The 17338-nt window shown below is 45.4% G+C and carries 11 protein-coding genes; 4 read left to right on the top strand and 7 right to left on the bottom strand.

The genetic code is table 11. From position 1 onward, the window contains the following. Position 1 precedes the first annotated feature (1 nt). The 3 genes from aroA (at position 2) to HMPREF9065_RS01150 (ending at position 4532) form a co-directional block, all read left to right on the top strand. Positions 2-1324: a 3-phosphoshikimate 1-carboxyvinyltransferase gene (gene aroA / locus HMPREF9065_RS01140; RefSeq protein WP_021616913.1), complete on the top strand. Its 1323-nt coding sequence runs from the start codon at positions 2-4 to the stop codon at positions 1322-1324. Between the two features lie 139 nt (positions 1325-1463). Then, a complete protein-coding gene (gene gyrA / locus HMPREF9065_RS01145) occupies positions 1464-4121 on the top strand; it encodes a DNA topoisomerase (ATP-hydrolyzing) subunit A (protein WP_021616912.1) in 2658 nt (885 codons plus the stop codon). Positions 4122-4181: 60 nt separating this feature from the next. Beyond that, positions 4182-4532: a SirB2 family protein gene (locus HMPREF9065_RS01150; RefSeq protein WP_021616911.1), complete on the top strand. Its 351-nt coding sequence runs from the start codon at positions 4182-4184 to the stop codon at positions 4530-4532. A 418-nt stretch (positions 4533-4950) separates the two neighbouring features. On the opposite strand, the gene pgi is transcribed toward HMPREF9065_RS01150, so the two are convergent. The 7 genes from pgi to HMPREF9065_RS01185 all read right to left on the bottom strand — a co-directional run bounded on the left by pgi (position 4951) and on the right by HMPREF9065_RS01185 (position 13596). Beyond that, positions 4951-6600, bottom strand: a complete 1650-nt coding sequence (gene pgi / locus HMPREF9065_RS01155; RefSeq protein ID WP_033002755.1) for a glucose-6-phosphate isomerase — start codon at positions 6598-6600, stop codon at positions 4951-4953. A 16-nt stretch (positions 6601-6616) separates the two neighbouring features. Beyond that, on the bottom strand, positions 6617-7693 hold the full coding sequence (gene alr, locus HMPREF9065_RS01160; RefSeq protein ID WP_198009776.1) for an alanine racemase: 1077 nt from the start codon (positions 7691-7693) through the stop codon (positions 6617-6619). A 30-nt stretch (positions 7694-7723) separates the two neighbouring features. Continuing rightward, on the bottom strand, positions 7724-9130 hold the full coding sequence (locus HMPREF9065_RS01165; RefSeq protein ID WP_021616906.1) for a replicative DNA helicase: 1407 nt from the start codon (positions 9128-9130) through the stop codon (positions 7724-7726). 143 nt (positions 9131-9273) lie between these two features. Continuing rightward, a complete protein-coding gene (gene aroG, locus HMPREF9065_RS01170; protein ID WP_021616905.1) occupies positions 9274-10356 on the bottom strand; it encodes a 3-deoxy-7-phosphoheptulonate synthase AroG in 1083 nt (360 codons plus the stop codon). A gap of 103 nt (positions 10357-10459) precedes the next feature. Then, the gene (gene lolE / locus HMPREF9065_RS01175) at positions 10460-11710 is read right to left on the bottom strand and encodes a lipoprotein-releasing ABC transporter permease subunit LolE (RefSeq protein WP_033002753.1); all 1251 of its coding nucleotides are present in this window, start codon (positions 11708-11710) and stop codon (positions 10460-10462) included. Further along, entirely contained in the window at positions 11710-12396 is a 687-nt protein-coding gene (gene lolD, locus HMPREF9065_RS01180) for a lipoprotein-releasing ABC transporter ATP-binding protein LolD (protein WP_021616903.1), read from the bottom strand. The genes lolE and lolD overlap by 1 nt, the downstream gene beginning before the upstream one ends. A gap of 15 nt (positions 12397-12411) precedes the next feature. Beyond that, entirely contained in the window at positions 12412-13596 is a 1185-nt protein-coding gene (locus tag HMPREF9065_RS01185) for a lipoprotein-releasing ABC transporter permease subunit (protein WP_021616902.1), read from the bottom strand. 219 nt (positions 13597-13815) lie between these two features. On the opposite strand from HMPREF9065_RS01185, the gene metH reads away from it, so the two are divergent. After that, on the top strand, positions 13816-17338 hold a 3523-nt coding region (metH, locus tag HMPREF9065_RS01190), incomplete at its 3' end, for a methionine synthase (RefSeq protein ID WP_021616901.1).

Genomic DNA, 17338 nt, shown 5'->3' with positions numbered 1-17338 from the left:
TATGCAACACGCTACTTCCATTACCCTTAACCCGATCCATCATGTGGAAGGCACGATCAACCTACCCGGCTCGAAAAGCCTGTCCAACCGCACCTTATTATTGGCTGCGTTGGCACATGGGACGACCAACGTCACTAATTTGCTGGACAGCGACGACATCCGCCACATGCTCAACGCCTTAAAACACCTTGGCGTGCAATATTCGTTGTCTGACGATAAATCCGTCTGCGAAGTGCAAGGCTTAGGCGGAGCTTTTCAATGGCGTGACGGTTTGGCATTATTTTTAGGCAATGCCGGCACCGCCATGCGCCCGTTGGCAGCGGCACTTTGTTTGGCGCGTGAAGGGGCTTCTACGCAAAATGAAGTGATTTTAACCGGCGAACCGCGCATGAAAGAGCGCCCGATTCAGCACTTAGTAGATGCATTGTTGCAGGCAGGCGCAGACATTCGTTATTTAGAAAACGAAGGCTATCCGCCGATTGCCATTCGTAACACCGGTTTGCGTGGTGGCACGATTAAAATCGACGGTTCCATTTCATCGCAATTTTTGACCGCACTTTTAATGGCAGCTCCCCTTGCAGAAGGCGACAGTGAAATTGAAATTATTGGTGAATTAGTTTCCAAACCCTATATCGACATCACCCTTAATATGATGAAAATCTTCGGTGTGGAAGTTGAAAATCAAAACTATCAACGCTTTCTCGTGAAAGGCAAACAATCTTATCTATCGCCAGGCACTTTCTTGGTAGAAGGCGATGCCTCCTCGGCGTCCTATTTCTTGGCAGCTGGCGCCATTAAAGGCAAAGTGAAAGTCACAGGCATCGGCAAAAACAGTATTCAAGGCGACCGTTTATTTGCCGACGTATTAGAAAAAATGGGGGCAAAAATCACCTGGGGCGAGGATTTCATTGAAGCGGAACAAGCTCCGTTACACGGTGTAGATATGGACATGAACCATATTCCCGACGCGGCCATGACCATTGCCACAACTGCGTTATTTGCCGAAGGGGAAACCGTGATTCGTAACATTTACAACTGGCGGGTGAAAGAAACGGATCGCTTAACCGCCATGGCAACCGAACTACGCAAAGTAGGCGCTGACGTGGAGGAAAGCGAGGATTTTATTCGTATTCAACCGTTAAAATTAACGGATTTTAAGGCAGCAGAAATCGAAACCTATAACGATCACCGCATGGCGATGTGTTTCGCCTTAGTGGCGTTATCCGACACGCCGATCACCATATTGGATCCAGACTGTACGGCAAAAACGTTCCCAACGTTTTTTGAGGAATTTTTAGCCATCGCACAACACATCCCTCAATAGTGTTATGCCAAGCGCCACTCAAATACACTGAGGGGCGCTTTTCTGTCTTCATTACAAGATTTAATTTAGAAGAAAGCCCTTTCCGTGCTATAATCACGCCAATTTTTTCACATTAAATTTAATGATTAGGAAGTTCTAAATGTCTGATTTCGTCCAAGATATTACGCCGGTCAGTATTGAAGAAGAGCTGAAATCTTCATACCTCGATTACGCCATGTCCGTTATTGTAGGACGTGCCTTGCCTGATGTGCGTGACGGCTTAAAACCGGTACACCGCCGCGTGTTATTTGCTATGCACGAAGGGGGCAATGCCTACAATAAACCTTACCGTAAATCTGCCCGTATTGTGGGTGATGTTATCGGTAAATACCACCCACACGGTGATAGCGCGGTATATGATACCTTGGTGCGTATGGCGCAACCTTTCTCCTTGCGTTATATGTTAGTGGACGGTCAAGGTAACTTCGGATCTGTAGATGGCGATGCGCCGGCGGCGATGCGTTATACGGAAGCCCGTATGACCAAAATCGCCCACGAATTATTGGCAGATCTCGATAAAGAAACCGTCAATTTTGTGCCAAACTATGATGGTTCGGAACAAATTCCTGAAGTGTTACCGACTAAAGTTCCTGCCTTATTGGTCAACGGCTCCTCCGGGATTGCTGTCGGGATGGCGACCAATATTCCACCACACAACCTAGGCGAAGTATTAGACGGTTGCTTGGCTTATATCGAAAATAACGACATCACCATTGATGAATTGATGAGTCATATTCCCGGCCCGGATTTCCCAACAGCCGCATTGATTAATGGTCGTAAAGGTATTGAAGAAGCCTATAAGACCGGTCGTGGTAAAATTTATGTACGCGCCCGTGCGGAAATTGAAACTGATGAAAAAGGCCGTGAAAGCATCATCGTTAACGAAATTCCGTATCAAGTTAACAAAGCCAAATTAATCGAAAAAATTGCGGAATTCGTCAAAGAGAAAAAAATTGAAGGCATTAGCGGTTTACGTGATGAATCAGATAAAGACGGTATGCGTATCGTCATTGAAATCAAGCGCGATGCCGTCGGTGAAGTGGTATTAAACAACTTGTATGCCCTCACGCAAATGCAGGTGACTTTCGGGATTAATATCGTGGCATTAGACCACGGTCAGCCGAAACTCTTGAATTTAAAACAACTCATTGAAGCATTCGTGTTACATCGCCGTGAAGTGGTGACCCGCCGTACCATCTTTGAATTACGCAAAGCACGTGAACGCAGCCATATTTTGGAAGGTCTTGCCATTGCGTTGGCAAACGTAGATCCTATTATCGAATTGATTCGTCAAGCGCCAAATCCGGAAAGCGCCAAACGTGAATTGCTTGCCCGTCCATGGCAACTTGGTCATGTGGCAGAAATGTTGGCAGCAACCGGTGTCGATACTGCTCGCCCGGAAGATTTAGACGAACAATATGGTATCCGTGACGGTTTATATTATTTGACCGAAGTCCAAGCCCAAGCCATTTTAGATTTACGTTTACAAAAATTGACCAACTTAGGCCATGACGAAATTCTAGACGAATACAAAAAATTATTGGAAGCCATCGGCGAATTGCTCTATATCCTACGCAGTCCTGAACGCTTAATGGAAGTGATTCGTGAAGAGCTAGAACAAATCCGCGAACAATTTAACGATCCGCGCAGAACAGAAATTACCGCCGCTTCCGGTGACATTAATTTAGAAGATTTAATCGCCCAAGAAGATGTGGTGGTGACGCTTTCTCACGAAGGCTATGTGAAATATCAACCCATTAGCGATTACGAAGCACAACGCCGCGGTGGCAAAGGTAAATCGGCAACGAAAATGAAAGAAGAAGATTTCATTGAGAAACTCTTGGTGGCCAATACCCATGACACCATTCTCTGTTTCTCCAGCCGTGGACGCTTATATTGGTTAAAAGTATACCAACTTCCACAAGCCAGCCGAGGATCACGCGGACGACCAATCGTCAATATTTTACCGCTCAATGAAAATGAACGTATTACCGCCATTTTACCGGTGACCGCTTACGAGGAAGATAAATTCGTCGTCATGGCAACCGCCGGCGGTATTGTGAAGAAAATCGCGTTAACCGAATTCAGCCGTCCACGTTCTAGCGGTATCATTGCGCTGAACTTACGCGATGAAGATGAATTGATTGGCGTAGATATTACCGACGGCAACAATGAAATCATGTTGTTTTCTTCCCAAGGTCGCGTGGTACGTTTCAGCGAATCCGCTGTGCGTGCCATGGGGCGTTTGGCGACAGGGGTACGTGGTATCAAACTCGCCTTAACCAATGATCTGAATGACGATGAAAGTGCGGTTGAAATTGAAGATGTTTCTGATGACAACACAGAAGAAACCTTAGATCTCAACATCGATAAAGTCGTTTCTTTAGTCATTCCGAAAAATGATGGCGAAATTCTCACCGCAACACAGAACGGCTACGGCAAACGGACGAAGTTAGAAGAATATCCGACCAAATCCCGTAATACCAAAGGGGTGATTTCCATTAAGGTCAGTGAACGTAATGGCAAAGTCGTTGCGGCAACCCAAGTGGTTGATACGGACCAAATTATGTTAATCACCGATGCCGGTACCTTGGTTCGTACCCGAGTCAGTGAGGTCAGCATCGTCGGACGTAACACGCAAGGTGTTCGCTTAATCCGCACAAGCGAAAATGAGCATGTTGTGAGCTTGGAGCGTGTCTGCGATGTCGATGACGAAGAAGGCGAACAAGAAAGCGCGGTAGAAAATACCGAAGAATAACAACATAAGAGCATTTTAAGGCAGCAGTATTTTATTGCCGCCTTAAATATTGGGGGATAAATGGATATTTACTTAGTTTATTTGCACATTATTTGTGCTTTTTTAAGCTTGGGATTATTGATTGTGCGAGGCGGAATGCAACTCACGCAGCGAAATTGGCGTGCCGTTAAACTCTTGAGAATTCTACCGCACTTAACAGATACGCTCTTAATTCTCAGCGGTATTATCATGTTATTTCAATTCAACTTCGGCTTAGAAAGCTGGATTATGGCTAAAGTTGTATTGCTTTGCGGCTACATTATTTTTTCAGCAAAATTCTTCAGCAAAAAACAATCTCAAAACCGACCGCACTTTTTCTTCTTAGCCCTTGCCGCATTGGTAGCCACCATTTTAATTGGTTATTTTCATTAAAAACAACAAAGTGCGGTGAAATATCACCGCCTTCTTGTCATTCCATATCTAGCATCGTAGCGTGCAACTTGTTGCACGACCAAACCACGCATGGAACGTTATTTACCCCTTTCGGGTATTCACGATTTCGTGCAACAAGTTGCACGCTACGCATGAAATCATGAATTACACGTTGAGGTTAATCATTCGTGCAACAAGTTGCACGCTACGCATGAAATCATGAATTACACGTTGAGGTTAATCATTCGTGCAACAAGTTGCACGCTACGCACAAAATCGTGAATGACGCATTGAGGTTAATCATTCGTGCTTTGGCTGGCTATAATAGCAAAGTGCGGTGAAATTTCACCGCACTTTTTTTGTTATTCCACACCTAGTATCTCCCATTATTCTCAATGGCAGGCACTCAATGGAGAGCTTAACGCCAAGCTTTGAATTGGTTAATCAAGCCGTTGGTTGAACTGTCGTGGCTTTCCACTTTCTCGTTATTTACCAATTCCGGCAAAATTCGGTTAGCAAGTTGTTTTCCCAATTCCACGCCCCATTGGTCGAAGCTGTAAATGTTGAACAACACGCCTTGTACGAAAATTTTGTGTTCATACATGGCAATCAACGCCCCTAAACTAAACGGCGTGATTTTTTGTAACAAAATGGAGTTGGTCGGTTTGTTACCGGTAAACACTTTAAACGGCACGATGTCTTTCACTTCTGCCAACGTTTTGCCTGCGTTCAAGAATTCGGCTTCCACTTGTTCTTTGGTTTTACCAAATGCCAATGCTTCGGTTTGCGCAAAGAAATTGGAAAGTAATTTGTTGTGATGATCAGACAACGGATTATGGCTTTGTGCCGGTGCAATGAAATCACAAGGAATTAATATCGTGCCTTGGTGAATCAATTGATAGAACGCGTGCTGACCGTTCGTGCCCGGTTCACCCCAAATAATTGGGCCGGTTTGATAGCCGTCGATCACTTTGCCATCACGGCCGACATATTTACCGTTGGATTCCATGTTGCCTTGTTGGAAATAGGCGGCAAAGCGGTGTAAATATTGGTCATACGGTAAAATCGCTTCCGTTTGTGCGCCGAGGAAGTTGGTGTTCCACAAACCTACTAAAGCCAATGTGGTTGGAATATTTTGTGCTAACGGCGCAGTGCGGAAATGTTTATCCATTTCATGGGCACCGCTTAATAAGGCTTCAAAGTTTTCAAAGCCGATAGAAAGCGCAATAGACAAACCAATAGCAGACCATAAAGAATAACGACCGCCAACCCAATCCCAGAATTCAAACATATTGTTAGTATCAATACCGAATTCTGCGACCGCTTTTGCATTGGTTGAAAGGGCGGCAAAGTGTTTTGCCACATGGGCAGGATCTTTTGCTGCAGCAAGGAACCAATCACGGGCAGACAAGGCATTTGTCATGGTTTCTTGGGTGGTGAACGTTTTAGACGCCACTAAAATTAAAGTGGTTTCCGGATTCACTTTTTTCAGCGTTTCAGCAATGTGTGTCCCGTCCACGTTAGAAACAAAATGCATGGTTAAATGATTTTTATACGGGCGCAAGGCTTCGGTCACCATGTAAGGGCCAAGATCGGAACCGCCGATACCGATATTGATCACATCGGTAATAGCTTTACCGGTATAACCTTTCCATTCACCAGAAATCACACGTTCACAGAACGATTTCATTTTGGCGAGCACGGCATTCACTTCCGGCATCACATCTTTGCCATCCACGAAAATCGGCGTATTGGAACGGTTACGAAGTGCGGTATGTAATACGGCACGATTTTCCGTACGGTTGATCTTTTCGCCGTTGAACATGGCTTCTTTGGCTTGCGTTAAACCACACTCTTCAGTGAGTTGACGCAATAAACCAAGGGTTTCTTGAGTCAGGTTATTTTTGGAAAAATCCACCAAAATCTCGTTGTTAAAGGTTAACGAATAGTTGGCGAAACGATCTTTTTCTTGCGCAAATAAATCTTGAATCGTTGTATTCTTACGTTGCGCATGATGTTGGGTTAACGCTTTCCATGCGTTCGTTTGGGTTGGATTGATATTTTGCATAAGCACTCCTTTAAATTTAATCAATGTATTCGGTTAATACACGCGGGGTTAATTTGGTGATTAATTCATAACTGATAACGCCCGTAATTTCTGCGATTTCTTCAATCGGTAATTCTTTACCCCACAAGATCACTTCATCGCCGACCTTGTCTTGACTGTCTGCGCCCAGATCCACGGTTAACATATCCATGGATACCTTGCCCACAATCGGCACACGGCGACCATTCAGATAAACCGGGGTACCTTGCGGCACATCGCGCGGATAACCATCACCATAGCCGATAGCTACCACGCCAATTTTAGTGTCTTTTTCACTTGTCCAAACACCGCCGTATCCCACCGGCTCGCCCTTTTTATGTTCGCGCACGGCGATTAAAGAAGAGGTTAAATTCATCACCGGCGTTAAACCGTATTCTTTTCCTGCAGTATTATTCGGTGAAATACCGTACATAATAATACCCGGACGAATCCAATCTAAATGCGCATCCTGCCAGAACAAAATACCACCGGATGCAGAAATACTCCGTTCACCGGATTTACCTTCCGTTGCCTGTAAAAAGCGGGTTAATTGTTTTTCTGTATAACCGCACTCTAGCTCATCAGCACGGCTAAAATGACTCACAAAGCCAATGTTTGGATCAACGCAGGGGAGAGATTTGAGTTTTTGATAGAAGCTATCCACTTCATCCAAATGCACGCCTAAACGATGCATTCCCGTATCAATTTTCAACCACACTTTCACCGGATTTGGCGTTTTTGCTTGCTCAAGAGCATCTAACTGTTCTTGGCTATGCACGACGGTTTGAATGTTATTGACAGCCAAAATCGGTAAGTCTTTGGAAGAGAAAAAGCCTTCTAACAGCAAAATCGGTTTGGTAATGCCGTTAGAGCGTAATTTTAGTGCTTCTTCTAAACGTGCTACACCAAAGCAATCCACCAGACTTTCGACGGCAGAAGACACAAACACGACACCGTGTCCGTAAGCATTGGCTTTGACTACTGCAATAATTTTACTGTTTGGGGCTTTTTGTTTAATGGTTTGAATATTGTGTTTTAACGCAACAGAACTGATTTTGGCTGTTGCAGGTTTCATGTGCATTTTTTATCTCTTTTACGCTGTTATCTAATATTCGTCATCGTAATGATGATGTTCTGCTAAGTTATCAAAACGGGAAAAATGACCTTGGAATGCCAACTTCACACGTCCAATCGGACCGTTACGCTGTTTACCGATAATAATTTCGGCAATGCCTTTTTCTTCTGATTCACGGTTATACACTTCGTCACGATAAATAAACATAATCAAGTCCGCATCTTGCTCAATAGAGCCTGATTCCCTCAGGTCTGAGTTAACCGGGCGTTTATCCTGACGGTTTTCCAAGGTACGGTTTAATTGTGACAGGGCGATCACCGGCACTTCTAATTCTTTTGCTAATGCTTTTAAAGAACGAGAAATTTCTGCAATTTCCAACGTACGATTTTCAGAAAAAGCCGGCGCACGCATTAATTGAAGGTAGTCCACCATGATTAAACTTAAGCCGTTATTTTCACGATAAACCCGTCTGGCACGGGAACGTAGCTCCGTCGGCGTTAAACCGGAAGAATCGTCAATAAATAAATTTGGTTTTTTCGCAAGCATCCCCATGGTGCTGGAAATTTTTGCCCAATCGTTATCATCCAAGCCCTGACCGGTACGGATTTTCGTTTGATCCACGCGTGAAAGTGACGCCAAGCTACGCATCATAATTTGCTCCGCCGGCATCTCTAAACTGAACACCAATACCGGTTTATCACTTCCTAACGCCGCATTTTCACATAGGTTCATGGCAAAGGTGGTTTTCCCCATGGAAGGACGCGCCGCCACAATAATCAAGTCGGATTTTTGCAAACCTGCCGTTTTCTTATCTAAATCTTTGAAACCGGTGGAAACGCCGGTAACACCGGAATGATCTTTAATTTGGCTGAGTTGTTCGATTTTATTGATGGTGTTTTCCAGAATGGAAATGATATTTTGTGGGCCTTCAGTACCGGATGCGCGCTTCTCAGCAATGGCAAAAACTTCTCGCTCCGCCTCATCCAGCAAATGTTTCACATCCTGCCCTTTCGGAGAATAGCTGTTTTGCGCAATTTTGTTCCCCACGGAAATTAACTCGCGCATGATCGCCTTTTCTCGTACCACATTGGCATAAGCCACCACGTTGGCAGCACTTGGCGTGTTATTAGAAAGCTCTGCCAAATAAGCAAAGCCACCCACCTGTTCGATGACTTCTCGACTTTTTAGTGCCTGTTCTAAGGTAATTAAATCCACCGGCGATTGCTGGGCAATCAGCTTTTCCATTTCCTCGAAAATCAGACGATGTTCAAAGCGATAAAAATCCTCTTTCACCACATTTTCTGCCACATCATCCCAATACATGTTGTTCAGCAAAATACTGCCCAACACGGCTTGTTCTGCTTCAATGGAATGAGGAGGAATGTTCAAATTGGTGGTGTTTTGATCTTTCGCAGGAGGAGAATTTTTAGACGCCATTATTGCCTCAGTGGATAAAATAAGTCCCTATATGATATACCAAATCCGGAGGCGGTTTAACTTAAAAGTCAAAAAAAGTGCGGTGGAAATTCGCTATGAAAATCCACCGCACTTTTGTTTGAAATAAACAGATGAAAAAGAGATCAGCCGTTTAATTTGCGTCTTGCCGCCACTGCATCAGATAATTCTTGTAAGACGTTTTCACTGTCTTCCCAGCCGATGCAACTGTCGGTAATGCTTTGTCCGTAAGTCAATGGTTTGCCTTCCACCAAATCTTGACGGCCTTCTACCAAATGGCTTTCAATCATCACCCCCAAAATTTTATTGGAACCTGCGGCAATTTGACGAGCAACCTCACGGCTCACATCCAATTGTTTTTTGAATTGCTTGCAGCTATTGGCATGGCTGAAATCCACCATGACATGGGCTCTGTAGCCCGCTTTGGCAAGTTCATCGCACACCTCGGCAACATCTTGTTCGCTGTAATTTGGGCCATTGTCGCCACCGCGTAAAATAATGTGGCAGTCTTCGTTACCTTTCGTGGAAACGATAGCAGAATGACCGAACTTCGTGACGGATAAGAAATGGTGTGGCGCTTCTGCTGCCCCAATCGCATCTAACGCAATTTTTACGCCACCGTTGGTCGCATTTTTAAAGCCAACCGCACAAGATAAACCGGAAGCCAGTTCACGGTGTACTTGGGATTCGGTAGTTCTCGCCCCAATCGCGCCCCAGCTCATGAAATCCGCTAAATATTGCGGCGTGATCATGTCCAAAAATTCCCCTGCCGTCGGCACGGTTAAATCGTTAATGTCAGACAATAATTTACGCGCCATACGCAAACCATCGTTCAACGCATAGGTATTATTTAAGTATGGGTCATTAATGAGACCTTTCCAGCCCACCGTAGTACGCGGTTTTTCAAAGTACACGCGCATAATAATTTGTAAGGTATCTTGGTATTTTTCGCGCATTAATTTAATGCGTTTCGCATATTCTAATGCGGCTTTGGGATCGTGAATGGAACAAGGCCCGATCACCACAAGTAAACGATCATCTTCACCATGAATAATTTTATGCGCTTCGTGACGGGCATTTTCCACGGTTTTCACCGCAACGCTGCTTGCCGGATATTTTTCTAGCAAGGCAATCGGAGGTAATACCTGTTCAATTTTGCCAATTCGCGTATCGTCATTTTCAATGGAAATATCGTTTTTTGTATTCATTGTTCACTCACTTATCTTCATAAAAATCAAAAATATCCGAAAAAGTGGTATTACTCTACCACTGCAACTTGTACTAGTAAACTAGTTTATTTAATTTTCTTTATTAATGGCTGCTTAATACCTGTGCTGGTTGCAATTTCGCTGCACGATTTGCTGGATAAAGGCTGGCAAATAAACTGAGAATTAACGCAGAAAGCAACACCAGCAATACATCTTGCCAATGTAGCTCGGTTGGCAGGAAGTCCACGAAATAAATGCCGTCGGACAATAATTTTCTGCCGATGACACTTTCCAAGCCTTGAATAAGTGCGGTCAAATTTAAGGCCAAAATCACGCCCAACACAATCCCAATCAGACAGCCTTTCATGCCCGCCTGCAAGCCGTACCAAATAAAAATACGCTTAATAAACCCATTATTCGCCCCAAGAGTACGCATGATGGCAATGTCACCGGCTTTATCTTTCACCGCCATGATGAGCGTGGACACAATGTTAAAACACGCCACCCCAATCACCAACACCATGGCAATATACATCACCGTGCGAATCAGCTGAATATCGCGATACATATAGCCGAATTTACTGATCCAGTTTTGCAGGTAGAGCATCTGCGGATAATCTTGCAACATGGAATAATCAAGGGTTTGAATGTTAAACGGATCGGTGGTTTTCAATTCTACTCCGCTCACTTGTTCCGCTTGATAATTCATCAACTGCTGCGCCTGTGCCAATGGCATGAGGGCATAACTGTGATCCAACTGGCCATCCAAACGCAAAATCCCTGTGACCTGGATACGTTCCCGCAAGGGCTGCGTCAAATTTTCCGAGCCTGTTTGTTGTGAAATTAACAGAGAAACCCAATCTCCTTCTTGCACATCCAAATCCCGAGCAATCCCCGACCCCAGCACCAACCCGCCATGTTGCGCAAAATTTTGCCATCCTTGATTTAACACAAAACGCCCAAGGGAACTCACTTGATCCTGCAATGCCGTTTCCACACCTTTGATTTGCACTACTTTTAATTTCGCACCATTTTCCACTAAGGCGGTAAAACTGACAAAAGGCGAAACGCCAATGATTTGCGGATTTTGTTTCAACTTAGCGGCAAGATGTTGCCAATGATCAATCGGTGCATTGCTTTGCCCGTTTGCAGAAGAAATTTCCGCATGCGGCACGACAGCCAAAATACGTTGATTGAGCTCACGTTCAAAGCCATTCATAGCGCTTAAACCGATAATTAACACCGCCACGCCCAAGGCAATGCCCATGCTGGAAAAAAATGAAATCAGCGACACCAAACGGTTTTTATGCTTACTGCGTTGATAGCGCCAACTAATAAAAAATGGCGTATTCATCAGGCAGTTTCCTCGCGTAACACGCCGTCTTGCATAATTAAACGGCGATTCAATTTTTCCGCCAAATTCAAGTCATGGGTCACCAATAAGAACGCAATCTGTTTTTCTTGGTTAAGCTGTTGAATCAACTCAAAAATGCTTTCCGTGGTTTTGTGATCCAAATTCCCCGTAGGTTCGTCTGCTAACACCAATGCCGGGTTATTCACCAACGCACGGGCAATTGCCACACGTTGGCGTTCCCCGCCGGATAACGCAGAGGGACGATGTGAAATTCTGTGCTGTAAACCGACCGCACTTAAGATCTGTTCGGCGTGATCTTGTGCTTCCGTTTTATTTTGTTGTCCGATAAGCATCGGCATCATGACATTCTCAAGTGCGGTGAAATCTGCCATTAAATGATGAAACTGATACACAAACCCTAAATATTGATTGCGCAACTTTGCCAACGCATTCGGCGTCATTTGTTGCAACGATTGCCCTTTGATAAACACTTCACCGTTGCTCGGTTGATCCAAGCCGCCCAAGGTGTGCAACAAGGTACTTTTGCCCGAACCTGAACTGCCCACAATCGCCACCAATTCGCTCGGCTGCATAGAAAAAGACACCTGTTTTAGCACTTCCGTTTGTTGTGTGCCTTCTTGATAAAATTTCGTGATATTTTGGCAAGATAATAATGCTGTATTCATTTTTTCATCTCTTTTTTATTCGTAGCGCAAGGCTTCTGCCGGTTCCACTTTCGCGGCACGATAGGCCGGATAAATGGTGGATAACAATGACAATAATAAGGAAAACGCGACAATCGTCAGAATTTGCCAAGGCTCAAGTGCGGTCGGTAAATACATCGTTTTTGCGCCTAAGATATTCACAATGGCATCCAAATTTAACGTCACTAACACGCCCAATATAGCGCCCGCCAAAGTGCCCATCAAACCGACTAATAAACCTTGATAAATAAAGATGGAACGCACCTGTCCTTTTGTTAAGCCGAGGGTTTGCAAAATGGCGATTTCGCCCTGTTTGTCCACCACCATCAGGCTTAAAGACGTAATAATATTGGATACCGCCACCACAATAATTAAGCTCACCAACAAGCCCATCATATTTTTTTCCATACGCACCGCTTGGAAAAACTCGCCTTTTTGCGTGCGCCAATCGGTGATTTGCACGGCTGAGGGAAATGCTGCCGGCAGCTCGGTAATTTGGAACGGATCCGTTAAAAATAAGCGGAAACCTTGCGCTTCACCCGGCTGAATGCGCATTAAACGCCCAATGTCCGTTAAATTGGCGAAGGCTTCATACCCTGACGCATGCCCTGCATCAAAATAGATTTCGCTGACGGTAAATAAACGCTGCAACGGCACGCGCCCGAAAGGCGTGTATTGGCTGTTTTCGGTAATCATCAAACGCACTTTGTCGCCGACATGCAGGTTTAATTTTTGCGCCAGTTGATCGCCAATAATGATTTTAAACTCACCTGTCGGAAGCAAATCCTTAAAATGCGGTTCGGATAAAGCAGACAAAATCGGGTCATCTGAAAATTGTCGAATTCCAATCACTTGTCCTGCGCTAACACCACTTGCGGTTTGAAAAATCACATTGGTCATGTTTATCGGCACGGCTTTTTGCACGAAATTTGGCATCGGCGGTTCGGCATCGTCGATCTTCACCTTGCCGTTTGGGCTAACAATGGCGTGTGGAATGGAAGAAAGCACCTGTTGTTTTTGATAGCCTTCCAAACCATTCATCACAGACAGCACAATAATCAATGCCATCACGCCAAGCACAATGCCGAAACTGGCTAAATTTGTTACCAACCGTCCAAAACGATCAGCACTTTTTGCCCGCCAATAGCGCAATGCAATAAAAAGAGGGGTAGATAAACTCATAACGAATAAGAAATCATTCAAAAATACGGAAAAAATTGCGCGCTAGTTTAGCATAGACCAAGATAAAAAGCAGAAAATCAGCAAAGAATTCGCTTAAGCCTGTAGTAAAAACACGCTAAAAAATCACCGCACTTTTAGAGAGATAACATTTGACAGCGTAAGCACATCTTCCTACTATTTCACTCATTTATTTGAATACTAACAAACGGAAAGCTTATTTTGAAAAACACCACTGAAATACTAAAACATGCCCTTGCCCAACGTATCTTAATTTTAGACGGCGCCATGGGCACGATGATCCAAAAATATAAACTCACCGAAGCGGATTTCCGTGGTGAACGCTTTAAAGAAAGTGCGGTGGATTTACGTGGTAATAATGATTTGCTGACCCTCACCCAACCGTTACTCATTTCCGCCATTCACGAAAAATATTTAGAAGCAGGCGCGGACATTATCGAAACCAATACGTTCAGCTCCACGACCATTGCGCAAGCGGATTACGACTTGCAATCCATTGCTTACGAACTCAACTTTGCCGGCGCGAAACTAGCACGTTTGGCGGCGGATAAATACAGCACGCCGGAAAAACCAAGATTCGTCGCGGGGATTCTCGGCCCGACTAACCGCACTGCGTCTATTTCCCCGAACGTAAACGATCCGGGTTTCCGTAACGTCACCTTTATGGAATTGGTGGACGCCTATTCAGAAGCCACGCGTGGTTTAATTGAAGGTGGTGCCGACTTAATTATGATCGAAACCATTTTCGACACGCTAAATGCTAAAGCGGCTATTTTCGCCATTGAAACCGTGTTTGAAGAATTAGGTGTGGAATTGCCGATTATGATTTCCGGCACCATTACCGATGCTTCCGGCCGTACGCTTTCCGGTCAAACCACCGAAGCGTTCTACAACTCGCTTCGTCACGCTAAACCACTGACTTTTGGTTTGAACTGTGCGTTAGGCCCGAAAGAATTGCGTCAGTATGTCGAACAACTTTCCAAAATCAGCGAAACCTACGTTTCCGTTCACCCGAACGCAGGCTTGCCGAATGCCTTTGGTGGCTACGATCTCGGTGCGGAAGAGATGGCTGCACACCTAAAAGAATGGGCGGAAAGCGGTTTTGTGAACATTATCGGCGGCTGTTGCGGTACCACGCCGGAACACATTAAAGCCTTTGCCGATGCAGTAGAAAACATCCCACCACGCAAATTGCCACAAATTAAAACTGCCATGCGTTTATCGGGTTTAGAACCGCTCAATATTGATGATGAAAGCCTGTTCGTGAATGTGGGCGAACGCAATAACGTAACGGGTTCGGCAAAATTCAAACGCTTAATTAAAGAAGACAAATTTGCCGAAGCCATTGAAATTGCCATCGACCAAGTAGAAAACGGCGCGCAAGTCATTGACGTGAACATGGACGAGGCCTTGCTCGACGGCAAAAAATGCATGACCCGTTTCCTCAATATTATGGCAACCGAACCCGATGCAGCCAAAGTGCCGGTGATGATCGACTCCTCCAAATGGGAAGTGATTGAAGCAGGCTTGCAATCGGTGCAAGGTAAGCCGATTGTAAACTCCATCTCCCTAAAAGAAGGCGAAGAAATTTTTATCGAACACGCCAAACTGGTGCGCAAATACGGTGCTGCTGTGGTGGTGATGGCATTTGACGAAGTTGGGCAAGCGGACACCGAAGATCGCAAAGTGGAAATCTGTACCCGTGCCTATAACATCTTAGTCAACCAACTTGGCTTCCCGCCGGAAGACATCATTTTCGACCCGAATATTTTTGCCATCGGCACCGGGATTGAAGAACACAACAACTACGGCGTGGATTTCATTAACGCCACAGGCCGTATTAAACGCAGCTTGCCACACGCCAAGATCTCAGGCGGTGTGTCAAATGTGTCCTTCTCTTTCCGCGGCAACAACGTGATGCGTGAAGCCATTCACGCGGTCTTCCTCTATCACGCCATCAAACAAGGCATGGACATGGGGATCGTGAACGCAGGCCAGCTTGCGATTTATGACAATCTCGATCCTGAATTGCGTGAAATCGTAGAAGATGCCGTCTTAAACCGCAGCCCGGATGCCACCGAAAAATTGCTCGATATTGCAGAAAAATATCGTAATCAAGGCAACGATGAAAGTGCGGTCAATTCTGTCGCCGAATGGCGTACATGGTCGGTGGAAGAACGTTTGAAACATGCCCTCGTGAAAGGGATTACCACGCACATCATCGAAGATACCGAAGAAGCCCGCCAAAAATTGCCAACGCCGTTAGAGGTCATCGAAGGTCCGCTTATGGCGGGCATGGACGTGGTGGGCGATTTGTTCGGCGACGGTAAAATGTTCCTGCCGCAAGTGGTGAAATCCGCGCGCGTGATGAAACAATCCGTGGCGTATTTAGAGCCGTTTATCAACGCCACTAAACAAAAAGGCTCCAGCAACGGTAAAGTGGTGATCGCCACCGTGAAAGGCGACGTGCATGATATCGGCAAAAACATCGTAAGCGTCGTGTTGCAATGTAATAACTTTGAAGTGATTGACTTGGGCGTCATGGTGCCGGCGGATAAAATCATCCAAACCGCTATTGAGGAAAAAGCGGATCTTATCGGCTTGAGCGGTTTGATTACGCCATCTTTAGACGAAATGGAATACTTCCTCGGCGAAATGACGCGCTTAGGTTTGAACTTGCCGGTATTGATCGGCGGCGCAACCACGTCCAAAGAACATACCGCAATTAAACTGTATCCAAAATACAAACAACACGGCGTGTTCTATACCTCGAACGCCTCCCGTGCAGTAACGGTGTGTGCCACATTGATGAACCCAGAAGGCCGTGCGGCATTGTGGGAACAATTCAAGAAGGATTACGAAAAAATCCAACAATCTTTTGCTAACCGCAAACCACTGCGTAAACAGCTCAGCATTGAAGAAGCGCGCGCCAACCGTTTCGACGGCTTTAGAGGCGAATGGGCGGATTATGTGCCACCAACGCCAAAACAAACGGGCATTGTGGAATTTAAAAACGTGCCGATTGCCGAACTACGCAAATTTATCGACTGGTCGCCGTTCTTCCGCGTGTGGGGCTTAATGGGTGGCTATCCAGATGCCTTTGATCATCCGGAAAGTGGCGAAGAAGCCCGCCGCGTGTGGAATGATGCGCAAGCGATGTTAGATGCTTTCGAACAAAACCACAAACTTAACCCAAGCGGCGTGTTGGGTATTTTCCCTGCGGAACGTGTGGGCGATGATGTGGTGTTATTCTCCGATGAAGACCGCACTCAACCTATCGGCACGGCTTACGGCTTACGCCAACAAACGGAACGTGGCAAAAACAGCAAAAGCCAATTTAACTTTGCCTTAAGCGACTTTATCGCCGATCGCGAAAGTGGCAAAAAAGACTGGATGGGGATGTTCGCTGTCTGTGCCGGCGTTGAAGAAATGGATTTAGTGGAAGGCTACAAAGCGGCAGGCGACGACTACAACGCCATCTTGCTACAAGCTGTAGGCGACCGTCTCGCTGAAGCCATGGCGGAATACCTGCACTTCGAACTCCGTACCCGCATTTGGGGCTACACCCAAGAGGAATTCGACAACCAAGGCTTAATCAACGAAAACTATGTGGGCATCCGCCCTGCACCGGGTTACCCAAGCTGCCCGGAACACACGGAAAAAGCCTTGATTTGGGATTTATTAGAAGTGGAACAACGCATCGGCATGAAACTCACCGAAAGCT

The organism is Aggregatibacter sp. oral taxon 458 str. W10330, assembly GCF_000466335.1.
Lineage (GTDB): Bacteria > Pseudomonadota > Gammaproteobacteria > Enterobacterales > Pasteurellaceae > Aggregatibacter.
The sequence above is the reverse complement of the archived record's forward strand: the minus strand, read 5'-3'. Positions and strand labels throughout refer to the sequence as shown.

Bases quoted from the DNA above. Each gene is read 5' to 3' on its own strand.
- aroA (WP_021616913.1), top strand. From the start codon at position 2: ATGCAACACGCTACTTCCATTACCCTTAACCCGATCCATCATGTGGAA.
- gyrA (WP_021616912.1), top strand. From the start codon at position 1,464: ATGTCTGATTTCGTCCAAGATATTACGCCGGTCAGTATTGAAGAAGAG.
- HMPREF9065_RS01150 (WP_021616911.1), top strand. From the start codon at position 4,182: ATGGATATTTACTTAGTTTATTTGCACATTATTTGTGCTTTTTTAAGC.
- pgi (WP_033002755.1), bottom strand. From the start codon at position 6,600: ATGCAAAATATCAATCCAACCCAAACGAACGCATGGAAAGCGTTAACC.
- alr (WP_198009776.1), bottom strand. From the start codon at position 7,693: ATGAAACCTGCAACAGCCAAAATCAGTTCTGTTGCGTTAAAACACAAT.
- HMPREF9065_RS01165 (WP_021616906.1), bottom strand. From the start codon at position 9,130: ATGGCGTCTAAAAATTCTCCTCCTGCGAAAGATCAAAACACCACCAAT.
- aroG (WP_021616905.1), bottom strand. From the start codon at position 10,356: ATGAATACAAAAAACGATATTTCCATTGAAAATGACGATACGCGAATT.
- lolE (WP_033002753.1), bottom strand. From the start codon at position 11,710: ATGAATACGCCATTTTTTATTAGTTGGCGCTATCAACGCAGTAAGCAT.
- lolD (WP_021616903.1), bottom strand. From the start codon at position 12,396: ATGAATACAGCATTATTATCTTGCCAAAATATCACGAAATTTTATCAA.
- HMPREF9065_RS01185 (WP_021616902.1), bottom strand. From the start codon at position 13,596: ATGAGTTTATCTACCCCTCTTTTTATTGCATTGCGCTATTGGCGGGCA.